The following is a 17631-nucleotide window of genomic DNA, read 5'->3' as shown; positions in this document are numbered from 1 at the left end:
GGGGATTCCGGAGCCGACCTGCGTCGCGACGCCCGCGACGGCCCGGCCTCGACCCGCTGTGGGTCGTACCCGCAGCGGGCTCAGGTCGGGCACGATGGGTGGATGATCCTTGTCGTCGACGATGATCCGTCGGTCCGCGACGCGGTGGTGACCACCCTCGAATCCGACGGTCACGAGGTGCGGGCGGTGTCCGACGGCGTGACCGCGCTGACCACGGTCTCGGAGCATTCGTTCGATGCGATGGTCCTCGACGTCATGATGCCGGGAATCGACGGCCTCGCCGTGTGCCGAATCCTGCGTGAGCAGGGCAATCGGATCCCCATTCTGGTTCTGACGGCCCGTTCGGAGGTCGGCGACCGGATCGCCGGGCTCGATGCCGGGGCCGACGACTACCTGCCGAAGCCCTTCGACATCGACGAACTGGGGGCGCGGGTGCGGGCCCTGCTGCGGCGGGCGGCGCCGTCGGAGCCCGAGGCGGGGGTGGCGTTCGGGGACCTGTCGCTCGACCCGGAGACCCGGCGCGGTGTCCGGGAGGGGCGGAGCATGGACTTCACCCAGACCGAGTTCGCGCTGTTGGAGTTGCTGATCGCCAACTCCGGCCAGACGCTGACCCGGGAGATGATCACCGACCGGGTCTGGGGACGCGACTTCGGACCGCAGTCGAACTCCCTCGCCGTGTACGTCAACTACCTCCGCACCAAACTGGAGTCGGGTGGCGAGTCGCGCATCATCCACACCGTTCGAGGGATCGGCTACCGGCTGGACCTGCCGTGAGACGCACACGCCCGGCCCTCCGGATCCGGATGGCCGTCGTCACCTCGGTCGCCGTCGCGGCGGTGGTACTGGTCTGCGCGGCGGGGGCGTACTGGATCGCCTCGCGGGAGGTGTACCGCAGCCTCGACATCGGTCTCATCCGGGAGGCGACGGCGCTCCAACTGCGGATTGCGGCCGGCCAGGAGTTGGGCAACGGCACCGAATGCGCCTACCTCTCCTCCCCGGCATGCTTCGAGATCCTCGACGACAGGGGCGAGCCGACCGGCACCGATGTACCCGCCGAGATTCTGCCGAAACCCGGTGGGCTCGACGCCGTCATCGATGGCGAGGCAGGCCCGTTCCTGACGAACTTCGACCTCGCGGGCCTGCCGGGGCGGATGTACGTGACACCCCTGACGGACGGTGGTGCCCTGCTGGTCGGCGTCCGGGCTGATCAGCAGGACCGGGCGCTCGACCGGATCGCCCGGTTGCTGGTACTGCTGTGCGGCGTCGGCATCGGCGTCAGCGCCGTCCTCGGCTACGCGGTCGCCCGCTACACGTTGCGCCCGGTCACCAAGCTCTCCCGCGAGGCCGAACTGGTTGCGAAGGAACGGGATCCGAGCCGGGAGATCACGGTCGACGGATCCGACGAGCTCGCCCGCCTCGGGGAGGCGATCAACACCATGCTGCGGGCGCTCGACGACTCGGTGCGGTCCCAGAAGCAGCTGGTGTCCGATGCCTCGCACGAGTTGCGCACCCCGCTGACCGGGATCATCGCGAACGCGGAACTCCTGGCCCGAAGCGACATGCTGACCGAGGAGCAGCGCCGGCGGGTACGGGCCGCGCTCACTCGGAGCACCGCGGACATGCGCACGTTGATCGACGACATCGTCGATCTCGCCCGGGGCACCGAGCCGGACCTCGAGCGGGAGGACGTCTCGCTCGACGGCGTCGTCGAGCGAGTGGTGGACGCGGCCCGGGCGCACTGGCCGGAGGTCGACTTCCACTGCACGACAGCCCCACACACGGTGGAAGGGAACGACGCGCGGCTAGCGAAGATGGTGTCGAACCTGGTCGACAACGCGGCCAAGTTCTCCCCGGAGGGTGGGGCAGTGCACGTGAACCTGGCGGACGGCGTTCTCACGGTCTCCGACAGCGGACCCGGGATCGACGACGAGGATCTGCCGCGGATATTCGAACGCTTCTACCGGTCCTCCAGCAGCCGGGGCACCTCCGGCTCCGGTCTCGGCCTCGCCATGGTGCAACAGATCGCGCAGGCGCACGGGGCCGCGATCGGCGCAGGCAACCGTCCCGGCGGCGGCGCGGTGTTCACCGTGCGGCTGCCGAACTCCGGGTGAGCAGCGGGGCGGTCGCTCTGATCCTGTCCTAATGCTCGCCGCCTACCTTCCGAACCATGGGAACACCGGCATGGACAGCGACATCTGGGCGCGACGCGTTCGACCGCGCCGACGTCGTGACGACGGCCCCCGAGAGATCTCGCTGGACGGCGATCGTCGTCGGCGCGACCTCGGCGGTCGGCGTGGCAGCCGTCTACCTCCTGCTGGTCGGCACCGCCGCAGGCCAACGGTTCGACCAGGACGTATTCGCGGCCGCCACGTCGGCGCAGGACGGCGGATCCGTGCCCGGGGTCCTGCGGCTCGACGTCATGACGAATCCGCTCCTGTGGATCTGCGTCACGGCCGTAGTCCTGGTGTTCGGGTCCGCGGTTCGACGGCCGCTGGCGGTCGCCGTGGCACTCGCGGTTCCGGTGCTGAGCGTGGTGGCGGCCCGGGCATTGCGTCTCGGTGTGCTGGACCGGCCACAGCTCGATCCGGATGCGCCGTGGCCGATGGCAAACACGTTCCCGAGCGGCCACGTCGCCGGCGCGATGGGAGTGGCGCTCGGGCTGGTCCTGATCGCGCCGGGGTGGATGCGCCTGCTCGGGCTCGTCCCGTGTGCGGTGTGGGTGACCCTGGTCAGCCGAGACATCATGGGTGCGGGCTGGCACCGGCTCAGCGACGTCGCCGGATCCGTGCTGCTCGCCACCGCGGTCGCGGGCCTCGGGGCCGCCCTGGTCGCCGCGGACGGGCGCCGAATGGAGCTCTCGGCGCGGTTGGTCGCGGTGGTCGGTACTCCGGTCGCGACGGTCGTGGTGGCCGGGGTCCTGGATCCACGTCCCCTCGGGGTGCTCACCGTGGTGCTTGCGGTGGGAGTGTCGGTGCCGATGGCGGTGTTCGTGAGCGCGACCCGGGCGGTGGCACCGGGGTCACCGCCCCCGCCCACTTGAACAGTGTTCAAGTGTCTGCGTAGGCTGCCGTTCCATGGGAAGTGACGGCACCGCTCTGAGTTGGCTCGACGACGTCGCGGCCGAGCGTCGCGACGCCGGTCTGCGCCGGGAGTTGCGCCCGCGCTCGGCCGGCCTCGAGCCCGTGGACCTCGCGTCCAACGACTACCTCGGCCTGGTCCGCCACCGCGAAGTGCTCGCAGGCGCGGCCGCGGCGCTGGGGCGCTGGGGCGCGGGCGCCACCGGGTCGCGACTGGTCACCGGCACCACCACCGAACACGAACTGCTCGAGCTCGAACTCGCCGAGTTCGTCGGGGCGGAGTCCGGGCTCGTCTTCTCGTCCGGCTACACCGCGAACCTCGGCGCCGTGACCGCGCTGTCCGGCAAGGGCACGCTGGTCGTCTCCGACGCGGGCAGCCACGCCTCGCTCGTCGACGCCTGCCGGTTGTCCCGCGCGCGGGTACAGGTCAGCCCGCGCGGCGACGTGGACGCGGTGCGCGACGCGCTCGCGACCCGGACCGAGGAGCGGGCCCTGGTGCTCACCGACTCGGTGTACAGCGCCGACGGCGACCTGGCGCCGGTGCGCGAGCTGCACCGGATCTGCCGCGAGCACGGCGCGGTACTGCTGGTCGACGAGGCCCATGCCATCGGGGTGCGGGGCGACGGCGGGCGCGGGCTCGTCCACGAGGTCGGACTCGCGGGGGAGCCGGACCTGGTGATCACCGCGACACTGTCGAAGTCGCTGGCCAGCCAGGGCGGCGTGGTGCTCGGCGACGGAAGGATCCGCGCGCACCTGATCGACGCCGCCCGCCCCTTCATCTTCGACACCGGCCTCGCGCCCGCCGCGGTGGGAGCCGCGCGGGCCGCGCTCGCGGTGCTGCAACGCGAACCGGGCCGGGCGGCGGCCGTCCTGTCCCGGGCCGCGGACCTGGCTCGGATCGCCGGTGTCCCGGAGCCCGAGTCCGCGGTGGTCTCCGTCGTGCTCGGCGATCCGAAGCGCGCCCTGGACGCCGCCCGCGCCTGCCGTGAGCGTGGGCTGCACGTCGGGTGCTTCCGGCCGCCGTCCGTCCCGGCGGGCACGTCGCGGCTGCGGCTGACCGCGCGGGCGAATCTCACCGATCGGGAGATGGCGCTCATCGACCAGGTGTTGACCGACGTGCTCGCCGGGGCGCCGGCATGAGCGTCCTCGTGGTGACCGGGACCTCGACCGACGTGGGCAAGACCGTGGTCACCGCCGCACTCTCCGCGCTGGCGGGCTCGCTGGGCCGGACGGTCGCGGTGTGCAAGCCCGCGCAGACCGGGGTGGCGCCCGGTGAGCCCGGCGACCTTGCCGAGGTGCAACGACTCTCGGGTGTCGACGACGTCGTCGAGCTGGCCCGCTACCCGGAGCCGCTGGCCCCGGACACCGCCGCTCGGCGGGCGGATCTGCCGATGCTCGAACTCGGCGCGGTCGTCGACGCCGTCCGGGTCCTCGACGCCGGCCACGACCTCACGCTGGTCGAGGGCGCGGGCGGGCTGTTGGTTCGCCTCGGCGCGCAGGGGTTCACGCTCGTCGACGTGGCGAGGGAACTCGACGCGGCGGTGCTGGTGGTGGCCGCCGCCGGGCTGGGCACGCTCAACCACAGCGCGCTGACCGTGCAGGCGCTTCGCGCCGCCGACATCCGCTGCCGGGGTCTGGTCATCGGGTCGTGGCCCGCCGAGCCGGACCTGGCCGCCCGTTGCAATCTCGACGAGTTGGCCGAGGTCACCGGGGTGCCGCTGCTGGGCCGGGTGCCGGCGGGGTCCGGCGCGCTGACCGGCGCGGACTTCGTCGCGGCGGCGCCCGGCTGGTTCGACGGCGCGGTATTCGGTGCGGTGACCTGACCTCGGTCAACCGCACTCCGGTGGCGCGCGGATGACGTACTGTGATAGCAGTCACATCACTGTGTCGGAGGTTCGAATGTCTACCACCGAAATGATGGAGCTCAACCGCACGATCGGTCACCTGCGCCAGTGCGTCGGGTCGTTGCGGACGGTGTACGGCGACGCGGTGGCGGTCCGCAGGCTCGCCAACGACGTCGAACGCCTGGGCATCGACGCCAACGAACTCGACGAGTCGCCGCCGCGGGTCTCGCGGCCCGTCGGCGAGGCCGATCGGGTGGCGGTGCCGGAGGGCCCCTACGACCAGACGCTCTGGCTGGGCGCCGACGACGAGGGCGTCGGCGGTCATCCCCACCAGCACCGGTGAGCGCGCCGGCGCGAGAGCCGGTCGGCGTTCACTCGCCGGGCCGGGCGAGCATCGCCGCGCGCACGCTGCGCACCGACCGCTGGTGGCAGTCGCCGCTGCTCACCGCACTGGGTCTGGCGGTCTTCGTCGTCTACGCGACGGTTCGTTCGTTCGTGCGGACCGCGTACTGGGTGGACGAGTACCACTACCTGACGCCGTTCTACTCGCCGTGCATCAGTGACTCCTGCGTGCCCGGCGCCAGCCACTTCGGCACCTGGGTCGGCGAGCTGCCGATGTGGATCCCGCTCGGCTTCCTGGTGCTGCCGTTCCTGCTCGGCTTCCGGCTCACCTGCTACTACTACCGCAAGGCCTACTACCGCTCGATCTGGATGGCGCCGCCTGCCTGCGCGGTCGCCGAGCCGCACGGCCGCTACACCGGCGAGACCCGGCTGCCGCTGATCGTGCAGAACGCACACCGCTACTTCTTCTACGTCGCGCTGATCGTGTCGCTGATCAACAGCTACGACGCGGTCAAGGCCTTCCACGGCGGTTCCGGCGGATTCGGTGTGGGTCTGGGCAGCCTGATCATCACGGTCAACGTGCTGCTGCTGTGGGCGTACACGCTCTCCTGCCACTCCTGCCGGCACGTCACCGGCGGGCGGCTCAAGCACTTCTCGGCGCACCCGGTGCGGTACTGGATCTGGACCAAGATCAGCCTGCTCAACACCCGGCACATGCAGCTCGCCTGGACCACCCTCGGCACCCTGATGATCACCGACTTCTACATCATGCTGGTCGCCAGCGGCACCATCTCGGACCTGCGCCTGATCAACTAGGACGGCGCCGGAAGCACTGCGTTTACGACGAAGACACAGCGTCTACGGAGGGGAGCACCGGTGGCCGAGGTCGAACGGCACAGCTACGACGTCGTGGTGATCGGGGCGGGCGGCGCCGGCCTGCGCGCGGTGATCGAGGCCCGCGAGCGTGGCCTCTCGGTCGCGGTGGTGTGCAAGTCGCTGTTCGGCAAGGCGCACACCGTGATGGCCGAGGGCGGCTGCGCGGCGGCGATGGGCAACGCCAACTCCAAGGACTCCTGGCAGGTGCACTTCCAGGACACCATGCGCGGCGGGAAGTTCCTGGGCAACTGGCGGATGGCGGAGCTGCACGCCCGCGAGGCGCCGGACCGGGTGTGGGAACTCGAGACCTACGGCGCCCTGTTCGACCGCACGCCCGACGGCCGGATCAGCCAGCGCAACTTCGGCGGCCACACCTACCCGCGGCTGGCGCACGTCGGCGACCGTACCGGCCTCGAACTGATCCGCACCATGCAGCAGAAGATCGTCTCGTTGCAGCAGGAGGACTTCGCGGCGACCGGTGACTACGAGGCCCGGATCAAGGTGTTCGCCGAGTGCACGATCACCGAACTGCTGCGTGCGGACGGGGCCATGGCCGGCGCGTTCGGTTACTGGCGCGAATCCGGCAGGTTCGTGCTGTTCGAGACGCCCGCGGTGGTGCTGGCGACCGGCGGCATCGGCAAGTCGTGGAAGGTGACGTCCAACTCGTGGGAGTACACCGGCGACGGGCACGCCCTGGCGCTGCGGGCGGGCGCGAACCTGATCAACATGGAGTTCGTGCAGTTCCACCCCACCGGGATGGTGTGGCCACCGAGCGTCAAGGGCATCCTCGTCACCGAGGGGGTGCGCGGCGACGGCGGCGTGCTCAAGAACTCCGACGGCGACCGGTTCATGTTCGACTACATCCCCGCGGTGTTCAAGGGCCAGTACGCCGAGACCGAGGAGGAGGCCGACAAGTGGTTGCGGGACAACGAAAGTGCCCGACGCACACCGGACCTGCTGCCGCGTGACGAGGTGGCGCGGGCGATCAACTCGGAGGTCAAGGGCGGTCGCGGCACCGAACACGGCGGCGTGTACCTCGACATCGCGTCCAGGCTGCCGGCCGAGGAGATCGTGCGGCGCCTGCCGTCGATGCACCACCAGTTCAAGGAACTTGCCGACGTCGACATCACCAGGGAGCAGATGGAGGTGGGGCCGACCTGTCACTACGTGATGGGCGGCGTCGAGGTGGACCCGGACACCGGGGCCTCCAGCGTCCCGGGGCTCTTCGCGGCCGGGGAGTGCTCCGGCGGCATGCACGGTTCCAACCGGCTCGGCGGCAACTCGCTCTCGGACCTGCTGGTGTTCGGCCGCCGTGCGGGCCTCGGTGCGGCCGGGTATGTCGAGGCGTTGGGGCGCCGTCCGCAGGTCAACGCGGCGGATGTGGACGCGGCCGCGACCATGGCGTTGGCGCCGTTCGACCCGCCGCCTGCCGGGGTGCCGGTGGAGAACCCGTACACGCTGCACACCGAGCTGCAGCAAACCATGAACGACCTCGTCGGCATCATCCGCACGGACACCGAGATCCGGTCCGCGCTCGAGCGGCTCGAGTCGATCCGGCAGCGGATCGAGACCGTGACCGTGGAGGGTCACCGGCAGTTCAACCCGGGCTGGCACCTGGCGGTGGACCTGCGGAACATGGTGCTGGTCAGCGAGTGCGTGGCGAAGGCTGCGTTGCTGCGGACCGAGAGCCGCGGCGGCCACACCCGGGACGACCACCCGGACATGGAGGCGCAGTGGCGCAACACCCTGCTGGTCTGCAGCGTGATCGGTGGCGGCGGAACCCAGGTCACGGTGCCGGACGTCAGCGTGGTCCCGGAACCACAGCCGCCGATGCGGCCGGACCTGCTGGCGCTCTTCGACTTCGGCGAGCTCGTCAAGTACTACACGGACGCCGAGCTGGCCGAACACCCAGGGAAGGGAGACTCGGCATGAGCTACCAGGCGCACTTCCGGGTGTGGCGCGGCGACGCCGACGGCGGCGACCTGCAGGACTACGCGGTGGAGGTGAACGAGGGCGAGGTGGTCCTCGACATCATCCACCGACTGCAGGCGACGCAGGCCAGCGATCTCGCGGTGCGGTGGAACTGCAAGGCCGGCAAGTGCGGGTCGTGCTCGGCCGAGGTGAACGGGCGGCCGAGGTTGATGTGCATGACCCGGATGTCCACCTTCGACGAGGCCGAGACGGTCACCGTCACCCCGATGCGGGCGTTCCCGGTGATCCGGGACCTGGTCACCGACGTGTCCTTCAACTACGTCAAGGCCCGCGAGGTCCAGTCCTTCACCCCGCCGCCCGGCCTGGCACCGGGGGAGTACCGGATGGCGCAGGTGGACGTCGAGCGTTCGCAGGAGTTCCGCAAGTGCATCGAGTGCTTCCTGTGCCAGAACACCTGTCACGTGGTGCGCGACCACGAGGAGAACAAGCAGGCCTTCTCCGGGCCGCGGTTCCTGATGCGGATCGCGGAACTCGAGATGCACCCCCTCGACGTCGCCGACCGCCGGGACGCCGCGCAGGAGCAGCACGGACTGGGCCTGTGCAACATCACCAAGTGCTGCACGGACGTGTGCCCGGAGAACATCCACATCACCGACAACGCGTTGGTCCCGCTCAAGGAACGGGTGGTGGACAGGCGGTACGACCCGATCGTCTGGCTGGGCAACAAGCTCTTCCGCCGCCCGGGGCGCTGACCGCCTGCCGTCCGCTGCCGTCTCCGGGAGGTTCGACGGCATGGCCTGTTCGACCGCATGGCACGTTCGACCACGGAAGGAACCATCGATGTCCATCGAACCGGTCCTCGAACCCGCCGCGCGCGAGTTCGCCGAGGCGACGGCCAGGCCGCCGTTCCTCTACCAGCTGCCCGTCGATGAGGGTCGCGCGAAGTTCGACGAGGTCCAGGCCGGCGAGGTCGACGTCCCGCCCGTCGACGTGGAGGACCGGGTCGTCGACGGCCCGGCGGGGCCGATTCCGGTCCGCATCATTCGGCCGCGGGGCAGCACGGGTCCGCTGCCGGTCATCCAGTACAACCACGGTGCCGGCTGGGTGTTCGGCAACACGCACATCTACCACCGGCTGGTCAGCGAGCTCGCGGTGGGCGCGAACGCCGCGTTGGTGTTCCCGAGCTTCAGCCTGTCGCCGGAGGCGAAGTACCCGACCGCGATCGAGGAGCTCTACGCCTCGGCCCGCTGGGTCGCCGAGCACGGCGCGGCCGCCGACCTCGATGCGACGCGATTCGCGGTGGCCGGAGACAGCGTCGGCGGCAACATGACCATCGCGTTGACCCTGATGGCCAAGCAGCGGGGCGGCCCGGAGTTCTGCCAGCAGGTGCTGTTCTACCCGGTGACCGACGCTGGGCAGGACACGCCGTCGTACCGGCAGTTCGCGAGCGGCTACTTCCTCACGGCGGACGCGATGAAGTGGTTCTGGGACCAGTACACCACCGACCCCGACCAGCGTGCCGAGATCCTGGCGTCGCCGCTGCGGGCGACGACCGAAATGCTGACCGGGCTGGCGCCGGCCCTGGTGATCAACGGAGAGGCCGATGTCCTGCGGGACGAGGGCGAGGCGTACGCCAACAAGCTGCGCGCGGCGGGGGTGCCGGTGACCGCGGTGCGGTTCCAGGGGATGATCCACGACTTCGTCATGCTCAACGCGTTGGCCGACACGCACGCCGCCCGCACCGCGATGTTGCTCGCGACGACCGCTCTGCGCCGGGCGCTGCACGCCGGGTGAACGCCGGTGGCGTCAGCGCCCCGTCGGAGCCGCCGCGTGCAGATTCCGTGCGGTGGGCGAGGTCTCGACGGACTCGGGGTCCGGGTAGGTACCAAGCAGCCGGTCCGCGGTGCCGGCGGTGGTGACGGTGAACCAGTAGTGCTCGTTCTTGAAGTGGTGGTGCCGGTGGTTGCGCCACACCGCGCGGTATAGCCGATGCCGGGGCTTGTAGTCGGTGTGGATCAGGTAGTGCGTCCACTCGTAGACCAGGCCCATGGCGGCGACGGAGAGCAGGAAGGTCAGTCCCAGTCCGAGTCGGGGGAACGCGAGCAGGCCGACCATCAGCAGGGCCGCGATCACCAGTACGAGCGACTGCCACGGGATGAAGATCAGCGGCACCTCCCGTGGGGCGGAGTGGTGCTCGCGATGCTTGCGGGCCAGCAGCGAGTCGACGGTGAGGCCGAGGAGTCGCCGAGGCCGCCAGTGCAGCACGAAGACGTGGATTACCCACTCCACCAAGGGGAATGCTGCAAGCAGCGCCAGTGGAACCAGCGCGTCGGTGGGCTGCCAGTCGCCGACGGCGAACCGCGCCGCGGCGACCGCGACCAGCATGCCGCCGATCATCCACGGTGACGGGTGACGCCAGAACTCCGCGGCAGCCTCGCGCAGGCTGAGCGAGCGGCGGAGCTGGCGCTTGGCTGCGGAGGGCTGGTTCTTGGCGGGTCGGGTCGTCGAAGGCTCGGTGGTCATCGCTCCAGCTCCGAATCGTGTGACTGCAGTTCGTCGATGACCGCGGTCAGCGCCGTGGTCCCGAGGTCCAGCAGGGTGGTGGCGACGCGCTCCGCGCCGTCCTCGTCGTTGGCCTCGATCGCGGCGGTGAGGTCCCGGTAGAGATCGGTGCGGCCCACCTCGGCGACCATCACCGTGGCCATTGCCGTCATGGTCGGCTCGTAGGCGTTGCGCAGGCTGTTGAAGATCAGCCGGAAGGCGATCGAGTCGGTGCCGTCGACCACGTGCTCCCAGAATGCGAGGGCGTGTTGCTGCTGAGCAATCGGATCCGGATCCGCGGCGAGGGTGGCCACGGCGGCGCGGAGGTCCGCGGCGACGAGGTCGTCGGCCCGGCTGGCGGCCAGTCGGGCGACCTGCACGCCGATCAGTCGTCGGGCCTCGAGCACGCTGCGCGCGACCGACCAGTCGGGGCGGCCGCCCTGGACCAGGAGGGCGCCGAGCAGTTCGGGGCCGGCGTGTCGACGGAAGTCCCGGACCGAGGTGGCGTCGCCCTGCCGGACCTCCACCAGCCCGGCCTGTGCGAGCTTGCCGATGGCCTCGCGGACGGCGGGACGCGAGACGCCGAACGCCTCGGCGAGGTTGCGCTCACTCGGCAGCGCGTCGCCCGGTCCGAGGTCGCCGCCGAGGACCCGGGTGGTGATCTGGTCGTACACCGCGCCGGACGCCGACTGTCGTGCGATGGGCTCGAACATGAAGCCAAGGCTAGGCCCGAAATTGGCAAGAGGTCAAGTGGTAAGACCAGTGGCACCGTCGGTGATGCTCGTCTCGGCCCGCCGCTCGGTGAGCTCCGGGAAAACTGCCGGTGGCCGGGGGAAAACGGCAAATCGGCCACAACGACCAGTGGGGAGTGCGAACCGCCCGGTGCCGAGCCGTCTAGCATCGAGCGTCGTGACCGACAGTGCCGTGGACGAGCGACCCCAGTCAGATCAATCCGAAGTGGTATCGGTGCCTCGTTCCGAGGCCGCTCGAATTCGGCTCGTGGCGATCGTCGCATCCGTCGTCGGCATCCTCGCCGCGCTGTCGATCCCGTTCCTGCCCGTGCAGCAGGAGACCGCGAGTCTGTCCTGGCCGCAGGCGGATTCGCTCACCAGCATCGAGGCGCCGCTCGTCTCCTACGCCCCGGTCGAGTTCGACGTGTCGATTCCCGCCGCCGCGGCGGCCCAGCTGGCCCCGTCCGGCGGCGTGCTGGTCTCGACCGCTCCGGTGGGCGCGCCGGACGCGGCGCGCTACGGCCTCGTCGCCCGGGTGACGCCCGGCGCGGACGGCGGCCCCGCTCGGCTCGACGTCGTCCAACGGGACCAGACCCTGCTCTCGATTCCCGTCGACGACCTGGCCGGTCGTTCGGTCACCGTGACGTCGACCCCGGAACGGACCGTCACCACCCTGACGGGCGGCGATCCCACCACGCTCGACGGCGACTTCCGCCCGCAGCTGGTGGGCGTGTTCAGCGACCTGCAGGGTGACCCTCCGGGCGGTCTCGCGGTGAATGCCGACCTCGACACCCGGTTCACGTCCACGCCGTCCTTGCCGAAAATCGTCGCGATGCTCGTCGCGGTGCTGGCGACCGCCGTCGCACTGGTCGCGCTGCACCGCATCGACGGGCTCGACGGCCGCCGGTCCCGACGCTTCCTGCCTGCGCGCTGGTGGAAGTTCACCCGGCTCGACGCGGTGGTGGTCGGCACCCTGGTGTTGTGGCACTTCATCGGCGCCACCACCTCGGACGACGGCTACCAGTTCACCATGGCCAGGACGTCGCTCGAGTCGGGCTACATGGCCAACTACTTCCGCTGGTTCGGCGTCCCCGAGGCGCCGTTCGGCACCCCGTACTACGACCTGCTCGCGCTGATGACGACGGTGACCACCGCCAGCCCGTGGGTCCGGCTCCCCGCGCTGATCGCCGGCATCGTCTGCTGGCTGGTGATCAGCCGCGAGGTGGCGCCGCGACTCGGCGTCGCGGTGGGCAGGAACCGCGTCGCGCTGTGGACCGGCGCGCTGGTGTTCCTCGCGTTCTGGTTGCCGTACAACAACGGCCTGCGCCCCGAGCCCATCGTCGCAGCGGGTGTGCTGCTCACGTGGTGCTCCGTCGAGCGCGCCATCGCGACCCGGCGTCTGCTCCCGGCCGCCGTCGCCGTGCTCGTCGCGGCGATCACCGTGACCGTCGGGCCCTCCGGCATCATCTGTTTCGGCGCCCTGATCGCGGGCGCCCGGCCGGTGTGGCAGATCGTCTGGGCCCGCGCCAAGACCGTCGGCTACCTCGCGCTGCTCGGCCCGATCGTCGCCGCGGGCCTGGTCATCCTCGTCGCCGCGTTCTCGGACCAGACCCTCGCCGCGGTCCTCGAGATGCAGCGGGTCCACGTGATCCCGCCGTCCACCGCATGGTTCGAGGAGTACAAGCGCTACGAGTGGCTGCTGAGCATCAACGCCGACGGGTCGCTGGCGCGGCGGTTCGGGGTGTTCGTGATGGTGCTCTCGATCGTCACGAGCCTGCTGGTGATGCTGCGCCGCGGCGGCCGGATCCCCGGGACCGCGTCCGGCCCGTCCCGCCGGATCATCGGCATCACCGCCGCCGCGATGGTGCTGATGATGTTCACGCCCACCAAGTGGACCCACCACTTCGGTGTGTTCGCCAGCCTGGCCGGTTCGCTCGCGGTGCTGACCGCGGTCGCGGTGGGCCCGCTGGTGCTGAGGTCGAAGCGCAACCGGGCACTGTTCGCGGCCGCGGTGCTGTTCGTCCTCGCGCTCGCCTTCACTAGCAGCAACAGCTGGTGGTACATCTCGGCCTGGGGAGTCCCGTTCTGGGACAAGCCGGTGATGATCGCCGGGGTCGGCGCGGGCACCGTCCTGCTCGCAGGCACGGTGGTGATGCTGCTCGTGGCGGCCTGGTGCTTCGTCCGGGAACCGCACGAGGACCGGTCGGCGGCTCCCGGCCGCGTGTGGTCGATCCCCCCGCTGGCCGTCGCGGCCGGGCTCATGGTTGCACTCTTCGTGCTCTCGATGACCAAGGGCGCGATCGCCCAGTACCCGTCGTTCTCGCTGGCGAAGTCGAACTTCGGTGCCCTCGCCGGGAACTCCTGCGGCCTGGCGCAGGACGTGCTGGTCGAGACGGACACCAATGCGTCTGTGCTGCAACCGCTCACCGCCGCGGCCGGGACCGCGCTCGGGGTGCAGAACGTCGGCTTCACCCCGAACGGGGTGGCGAGCGACCTCACGTCCGACGAGAAGGCGGCCTCCGAGGGCATGGCCACCTCCCTGGACAACGAGGACGCCAAGTCCAGCAACGCGGCCGGCACCGCCGGCGGCCAGGGTGCCTCCGGCATCAACGGCAGTTCCGTCGCGCTGCCCTTCGGTCTGGACCCGGCCCGGACGCCGGTCCTCGGCAGCTACGGGGCGAAGGGGCCGGCGTCACTGACCTCGGACTGGTACGCCCTGCCGGACGGCGGCGACCTCGTCTCGATGTCCGTTGCGGGCCGGGTGTACTCGGTGAACTCGGACGGGATCGAGACCCCGGGTGCCCGTGTCGGTCTCGACTACGGTGTCGGCGGTGCGGACGGGACCGTCCAGCAGCTGGGCAGCGCGCTGCCCATCGACATTGGCCCGGCCCCGTCGTGGCGCAACCTCCGGGTGCCGCTCGACCAGCTCCCGGCCGAGGCCAACGCCGTCCGGATCGTGGTCGCCGACGGTGACACCCGGCCGGACCAGTGGCTCGCCGTCACACCGCCCCGGGTCCCGCAGACCCAGACCCTCGACGCCCTGCTCGGGACCGAGACGCCGACGATGATCGACTGGTCGGTGGCGCTGCAGTTCCCGTGCCAGCAGCCGTTCAACCATCGCCTCGGCGTGGCGGAGATCCCGGAGTACCGCATCCTCCCGGATCGTCCGGCGGCGGTGATGACGAGCCTGTGGCAGGACCACTTCGGCGGCGGGCCCCTGGGGTGGATCGACCTGACGGCCACCGGCCGCACCCTGCCGACCTACCTCGAGGACGACTGGGACCAGGACTGGGGCAGCCTGGAGCAGTACACCCGCCGCGACGCGAATGCCGTACCAGCGCAACTCGACTCCGCGACGGTGCCGCGCTCGGGCACGTGGACCCCGGGGCCGATCAACATCGCGTGGTGAGTCGAGCGCTGCTCACCGCGGGAGGAGGCCCGCGACCAGGTCGTCGATGATCTCGTCGGTCGACCGGTCGGGCATCAGTGGCGTGGTGAGCCGGTCGAAGACGAGCCCGTCGACGGCGTAGTGCAGCAGCGTGATCTCGCGGCCGCCGCCGGGCAGGCCTGCCGCGGAGTTGAAGGCTACGTCCGCCTCGAAGACCGATCGCCCCAGTCCGAGATCATCTCGGCGATCTCGGGGCGGCGCGTGCTCTCGAGTCGGAGCTCGAAGAGCGCCAACGTGACCTCACGATTCTCGGTCAGTCGCCGGACGATGTAGCGCACGTAGTCGGCGAACAACTCACGGTTGGGCTCCCGGCCGGCCAGCGAGGCGAGCACGTCCTCGCTCGGTGTCAGTCGCTCGCCGATGCGCTCGACCAGTCCGGCGACCAGGGCGCCGCGGCTGCGGAAGTCGGCGCGCGCGGGCTCACGCACCGCGCAGTCGATCGCGCCGCCGACGTCCCCCTGGGCACCGCCTCGAACTCTCGTCGGCCAGGACTTGCAGACCTGCGTCTGCCAGCAGCTTCCTGTTCGGCGTGGTGGACACCCGCACCTTCGACTCCGGTGTCGCCGTCGTCGAGTACGTGCGGCGGCGCTGACCGGCCGGGTCGCCGACCCCACTGGTTCGGCCGCGAGCGGTCACCGCGTGACAGACTCGACGAAAAGTGGAGGTTGGTAGCGATGCGTCGACACAGGCCGGAGAAAGCCCCAGTCGCACCACGGCGGAAGCTCACGCACGAGGAACTGGCGATGTACGGCGGTGCCGGAGCGTCGCTGCTGGGGGGCGACCCACCCGAGACCGCGGTCGGCAAGGGCATCGCCGCCCGCGGCTATGCGGGGGCGACGGACGCGAGTTACGACTACCACCTCCGCTGGAGTGCGAAGGTCGCGTCGACGCACGGGTTCTGGCGCAAGCTCAAGGTCATCGTGATTGGGTAGCTGAGTCTCGGTCAGCCGGCGAACAGTCCGCGCACGAAGTCCATGGCCTCAGGTTGCGCCGCCAGCATGGTGTCGATGTGGCCCAACGGGTACGTGCGGAACACCATGTCCTGACGGTTGACCGCCATCTCGGCGGCGAGGGTCAGCGCGAACGGCGCCGGCACCATCACGTCGGTCAGTCCCTGCCCCAGGAACACCGGCCGGTCGTAGCCGGACGAGGGCACGTGCAGCGACTGCCGCACCGCGTCGAGCACCACGGGATCGTTCAACTGACGGGACATCAGGTCGCCGATCGAGATGCCCGCCAGCACGGGAGCGGCGTCCGCGTAGCACAGCGACTCCACCTGATCGAGGACCCGCAGGCCGACCGGACTCAGGTAGCTGTCGAGTCCCAGATTCGGTTGCGCCGCACGCAGACCGGCGAGGGCGTACGCGATGAACACCGTCGTGCCCTCGAGCGGGAGTTCCGGGAATCCCGGTCCGGCCAATGGGGCGACGCGGTCCAGGTTCGCCGGGACGCCGGTCGCGACGACGCCGCGGTAGTCCAGTTCCGGGGCGTAGGCGGTGGCGATGGACGCCGTGACCATGGCGGCCTGCCCGCCCTGCGACTGGCCCAGTGCCACCCATCGGTCCGACAGCGACGGCGTCACGGCGCGGGAGGCCCGCACCATGTCGATCACGCTGTGCGCCTCGGACGGACCATCCAGGTAGGGATGCACGCCGGGGGTGCCAAGTCCCACGTAGTCCGTTGCCACCAGGGCGTATCCCTGCGCCAGCCAGCGCTGCAGGTACGGGCCGACGATCTTCCCGGAGACGGTCGGGGCGCAGGCGTCGGCGATCCCGAGGGTCCCGTGCGCCCACGAGATCACCGGCCACCCGCCGGGCGGCGGGGTGCCCGGGGGTACGAACACCGCGCCGGTGCTCAGCGCCGGCGCGTTCTGCGGACCGGTGGTCCAGTACTCGAGGATCGACGCGTGCGCGACGCCGGCCGGCACCGCACTGCCGGACAGTGCGGTGGTGGTGACCACGCTGCCGGGTCGGTGCTGGGCGGCAACGGGACTCGGTGGCGAGGCGGGTTGCGCCTGAGCGGGTGTGACGAGCAGGCCTGCGGTGAGCGTGATGGCGATCGCGATGGTGGCGCGGCGAACCTGAGCTGACGTCATCTTGCTGCCCCCTCGGCTGATGTCGTCCACTCAGTGTGGATGAATCGGGCGCCGAGTGGGGGGACGAAACAGCGTCGCCGTGTCGATCGTTGCCGGTTCGAGACTGCCCGCGGTCGGTCGGTGTCGACGGCCGAGGGGTACGGGCCGGTGACGGATCCGTCGGTCAGTGCAGTCGCTGCGTCCAGTCGGGAGGCACTCGCCCGGCGGGTCCGGGTGTGGGCTGGTCCAGCGGGTGGTGATGTGGCGGTGCCAGTGCCGGGCCCTCGTACATCTGCTGGTCCCGGAAGTCGTAGTACCAGTCCTCGTCGGGTTCGAAGCTGGTGATCAACGGATGTCCGGTGGCCTCGGCATGCCCGGTGGCGTGCTGGCCGGGGGAGCTGTCGCAGCAGCCGATGTGGCCGCACTGGGCGCAGCGGCGGAGGTGGAACCACCAGCCGTCGTTGTCGAGGCACTCGGCGCAGCCGGTGCCGCTTGGCGTGGCGGTGGGGTCGATCCCGGTGGATTCGCTCACCATGTCATGAAACGCCCTGTTGGCATCGGGCACAACAGCTGGCGGAAATCGGGTGCATTGGGGGCAGGGCGTGGGCCCGCACCTGGGGACTGGGCGTCGATCTGGTCACCGCGACCCTGGATGCGGCGCGGACCGGTTGCGGCCGAGTGTGTCTCGGCCGCAACCGGTCCGGTTGTGGGTGGTGCAGGTATTCGCCTGGTCAGGTTCCGTGGATCTCGCGCCGGTTGTGGGCCG

General features: G+C 70.6%; 16 protein-coding genes and 1 pseudogene. 12 read left to right on the top strand and 5 right to left on the bottom strand.

Annotation, left to right across the window (positions count from 1 at the left end):
• Positions 1-102 precede the first annotated feature (102 nt).
• From ACFO6S_RS00085 to ACFO6S_RS00040, 10 genes are all read left to right on the top strand, one after another.
• Positions 103-774 carry a response regulator transcription factor gene (locus ACFO6S_RS00085; RefSeq protein WP_378412973.1) on the top strand — a complete coding sequence of 224 codons (672 nt, stop codon included), beginning with the start codon at positions 103-105 and terminating at the stop codon, positions 772-774.
• A complete protein-coding gene (locus ACFO6S_RS00080; RefSeq protein ID WP_378412971.1) occupies positions 771-2111 on the top strand; it encodes a HAMP domain-containing sensor histidine kinase in 1341 nt (446 codons plus the stop codon). The genes ACFO6S_RS00085 and ACFO6S_RS00080 overlap by 4 nt, the downstream gene beginning before the upstream one ends.
• 56 nt (positions 2112-2167) lie before the next feature.
• On the top strand, positions 2168-3040 hold the full coding sequence (locus ACFO6S_RS00075) for a phosphatase PAP2 family protein (protein WP_378412969.1): 873 nt from the start codon (positions 2168-2170) through the stop codon (positions 3038-3040).
• A 34-nt stretch (positions 3041-3074) separates the two neighbouring features.
• Complete coding sequence (locus ACFO6S_RS00070) at positions 3075-4217, top strand: 8-amino-7-oxononanoate synthase (protein ID WP_378412967.1); 1143 nt, start codon at positions 3075-3077, stop codon at positions 4215-4217.
• Positions 4214-4900, top strand: coding sequence for a dethiobiotin synthase (bioD, locus tag ACFO6S_RS00065; protein WP_378412965.1), 687 nt, complete (start codon positions 4214-4216; stop codon positions 4898-4900). Before ACFO6S_RS00070 ends, bioD begins: the two co-directional genes overlap by 4 nt.
• A gap of 76 nt (positions 4901-4976) precedes the next feature.
• Positions 4977-5264, top strand: coding sequence for a hypothetical protein (locus ACFO6S_RS00060; protein WP_378412963.1), 288 nt, complete (start codon positions 4977-4979; stop codon positions 5262-5264).
• On the top strand, positions 5261-6079 hold the full coding sequence (locus tag ACFO6S_RS00055) for a hypothetical protein (protein WP_378412961.1): 819 nt from the start codon (positions 5261-5263) through the stop codon (positions 6077-6079). The genes ACFO6S_RS00060 and ACFO6S_RS00055 overlap by 4 nt, the downstream gene beginning before the upstream one ends.
• 60 nt (positions 6080-6139) lie before the next feature.
• Positions 6140-8071, top strand: a complete 1932-nt coding sequence (locus ACFO6S_RS00050; RefSeq protein WP_378412959.1) for a fumarate reductase/succinate dehydrogenase flavoprotein subunit — start codon at positions 6140-6142, stop codon at positions 8069-8071.
• A complete protein-coding gene (locus ACFO6S_RS00045; RefSeq protein ID WP_378412957.1) occupies positions 8068-8823 on the top strand; it encodes a succinate dehydrogenase/fumarate reductase iron-sulfur subunit in 756 nt (251 codons plus the stop codon). The genes ACFO6S_RS00050 and ACFO6S_RS00045 overlap by 4 nt, the downstream gene beginning before the upstream one ends.
• A gap of 88 nt (positions 8824-8911) precedes the next feature.
• Positions 8912-9865 (top strand): alpha/beta hydrolase, encoded by a 954-nt coding sequence (locus ACFO6S_RS00040; RefSeq protein WP_378412955.1) that lies wholly within the window; start codon positions 8912-8914, stop codon positions 9863-9865.
• 12 nt (positions 9866-9877) lie between these two features.
• Here the strand turns inward: ACFO6S_RS00040 and ACFO6S_RS00035 are convergent, their stop codons facing one another.
• Both ACFO6S_RS00035 and ACFO6S_RS00030 read right to left on the bottom strand, forming a co-directional pair.
• On the bottom strand, positions 9878-10594 hold the full coding sequence (locus ACFO6S_RS00035) for a sterol desaturase family protein (RefSeq protein ID WP_378412953.1): 717 nt from the start codon (positions 10592-10594) through the stop codon (positions 9878-9880).
• On the bottom strand, positions 10591-11325 hold the full coding sequence (locus ACFO6S_RS00030) for a FadR/GntR family transcriptional regulator (protein ID WP_378412951.1): 735 nt from the start codon (positions 11323-11325) through the stop codon (positions 10591-10593). Before ACFO6S_RS00030 ends, ACFO6S_RS00035 begins: the two co-directional genes overlap by 4 nt.
• 244 nt (positions 11326-11569) lie before the next feature.
• Between ACFO6S_RS00030 and ACFO6S_RS00025 the strand changes: the two genes are divergently transcribed.
• Positions 11570-14752, top strand: coding sequence for an arabinosyltransferase domain-containing protein (locus tag ACFO6S_RS00025; protein WP_378414008.1), 3183 nt, complete (start codon positions 11570-11572; stop codon positions 14750-14752).
• Positions 14753-14764: 12 nt separating this feature from the next.
• On the opposite strand, the pseudogene ACFO6S_RS00020 reads toward ACFO6S_RS00025, so the two are convergent.
• Positions 14765-15069 (bottom strand): annotated as a pseudogene (locus ACFO6S_RS00020) (hypothetical protein).
• 465 nt (positions 15070-15534) lie between these two features.
• Here ACFO6S_RS00020 and ACFO6S_RS00015 point away from each other — a divergent pair.
• A complete protein-coding gene (locus ACFO6S_RS00015; RefSeq protein ID WP_378412949.1) occupies positions 15535-15723 on the top strand; it encodes a hypothetical protein in 189 nt (62 codons plus the stop codon).
• 11 nt (positions 15724-15734) lie between these two features.
• Here the strand turns inward: ACFO6S_RS00015 and ACFO6S_RS00010 are convergent, their stop codons facing one another.
• Together ACFO6S_RS00010 and ACFO6S_RS00005 are read right to left on the bottom strand one after the other, a co-directional pair.
• Positions 15735-16886 carry a lipase family protein gene (locus ACFO6S_RS00010; protein ID WP_378412947.1) on the bottom strand — a complete coding sequence of 384 codons (1152 nt, stop codon included), beginning with the start codon at positions 16884-16886 and terminating at the stop codon, positions 15735-15737.
• Between the two features lie 163 nt (positions 16887-17049).
• The gene (locus tag ACFO6S_RS00005) at positions 17050-17397 is read right to left on the bottom strand and encodes a UBP-type zinc finger domain-containing protein (protein ID WP_378412945.1); all 348 of its coding nucleotides are present in this window, start codon (positions 17395-17397) and stop codon (positions 17050-17052) included.
• Positions 17398-17631 lie beyond the last annotated feature (234 nt).

The organism is Rhodococcus kronopolitis (assembly GCF_042654025.1).
Classification (GTDB): Bacteria; Actinomycetota; Actinomycetes; order Mycobacteriales; family Mycobacteriaceae; genus Rhodococcus_G; species Rhodococcus_G kronopolitis.
The sequence above is the reverse complement of the archived record's forward strand: the minus strand, read 5'-3'. Positions and strand labels throughout refer to the sequence as shown.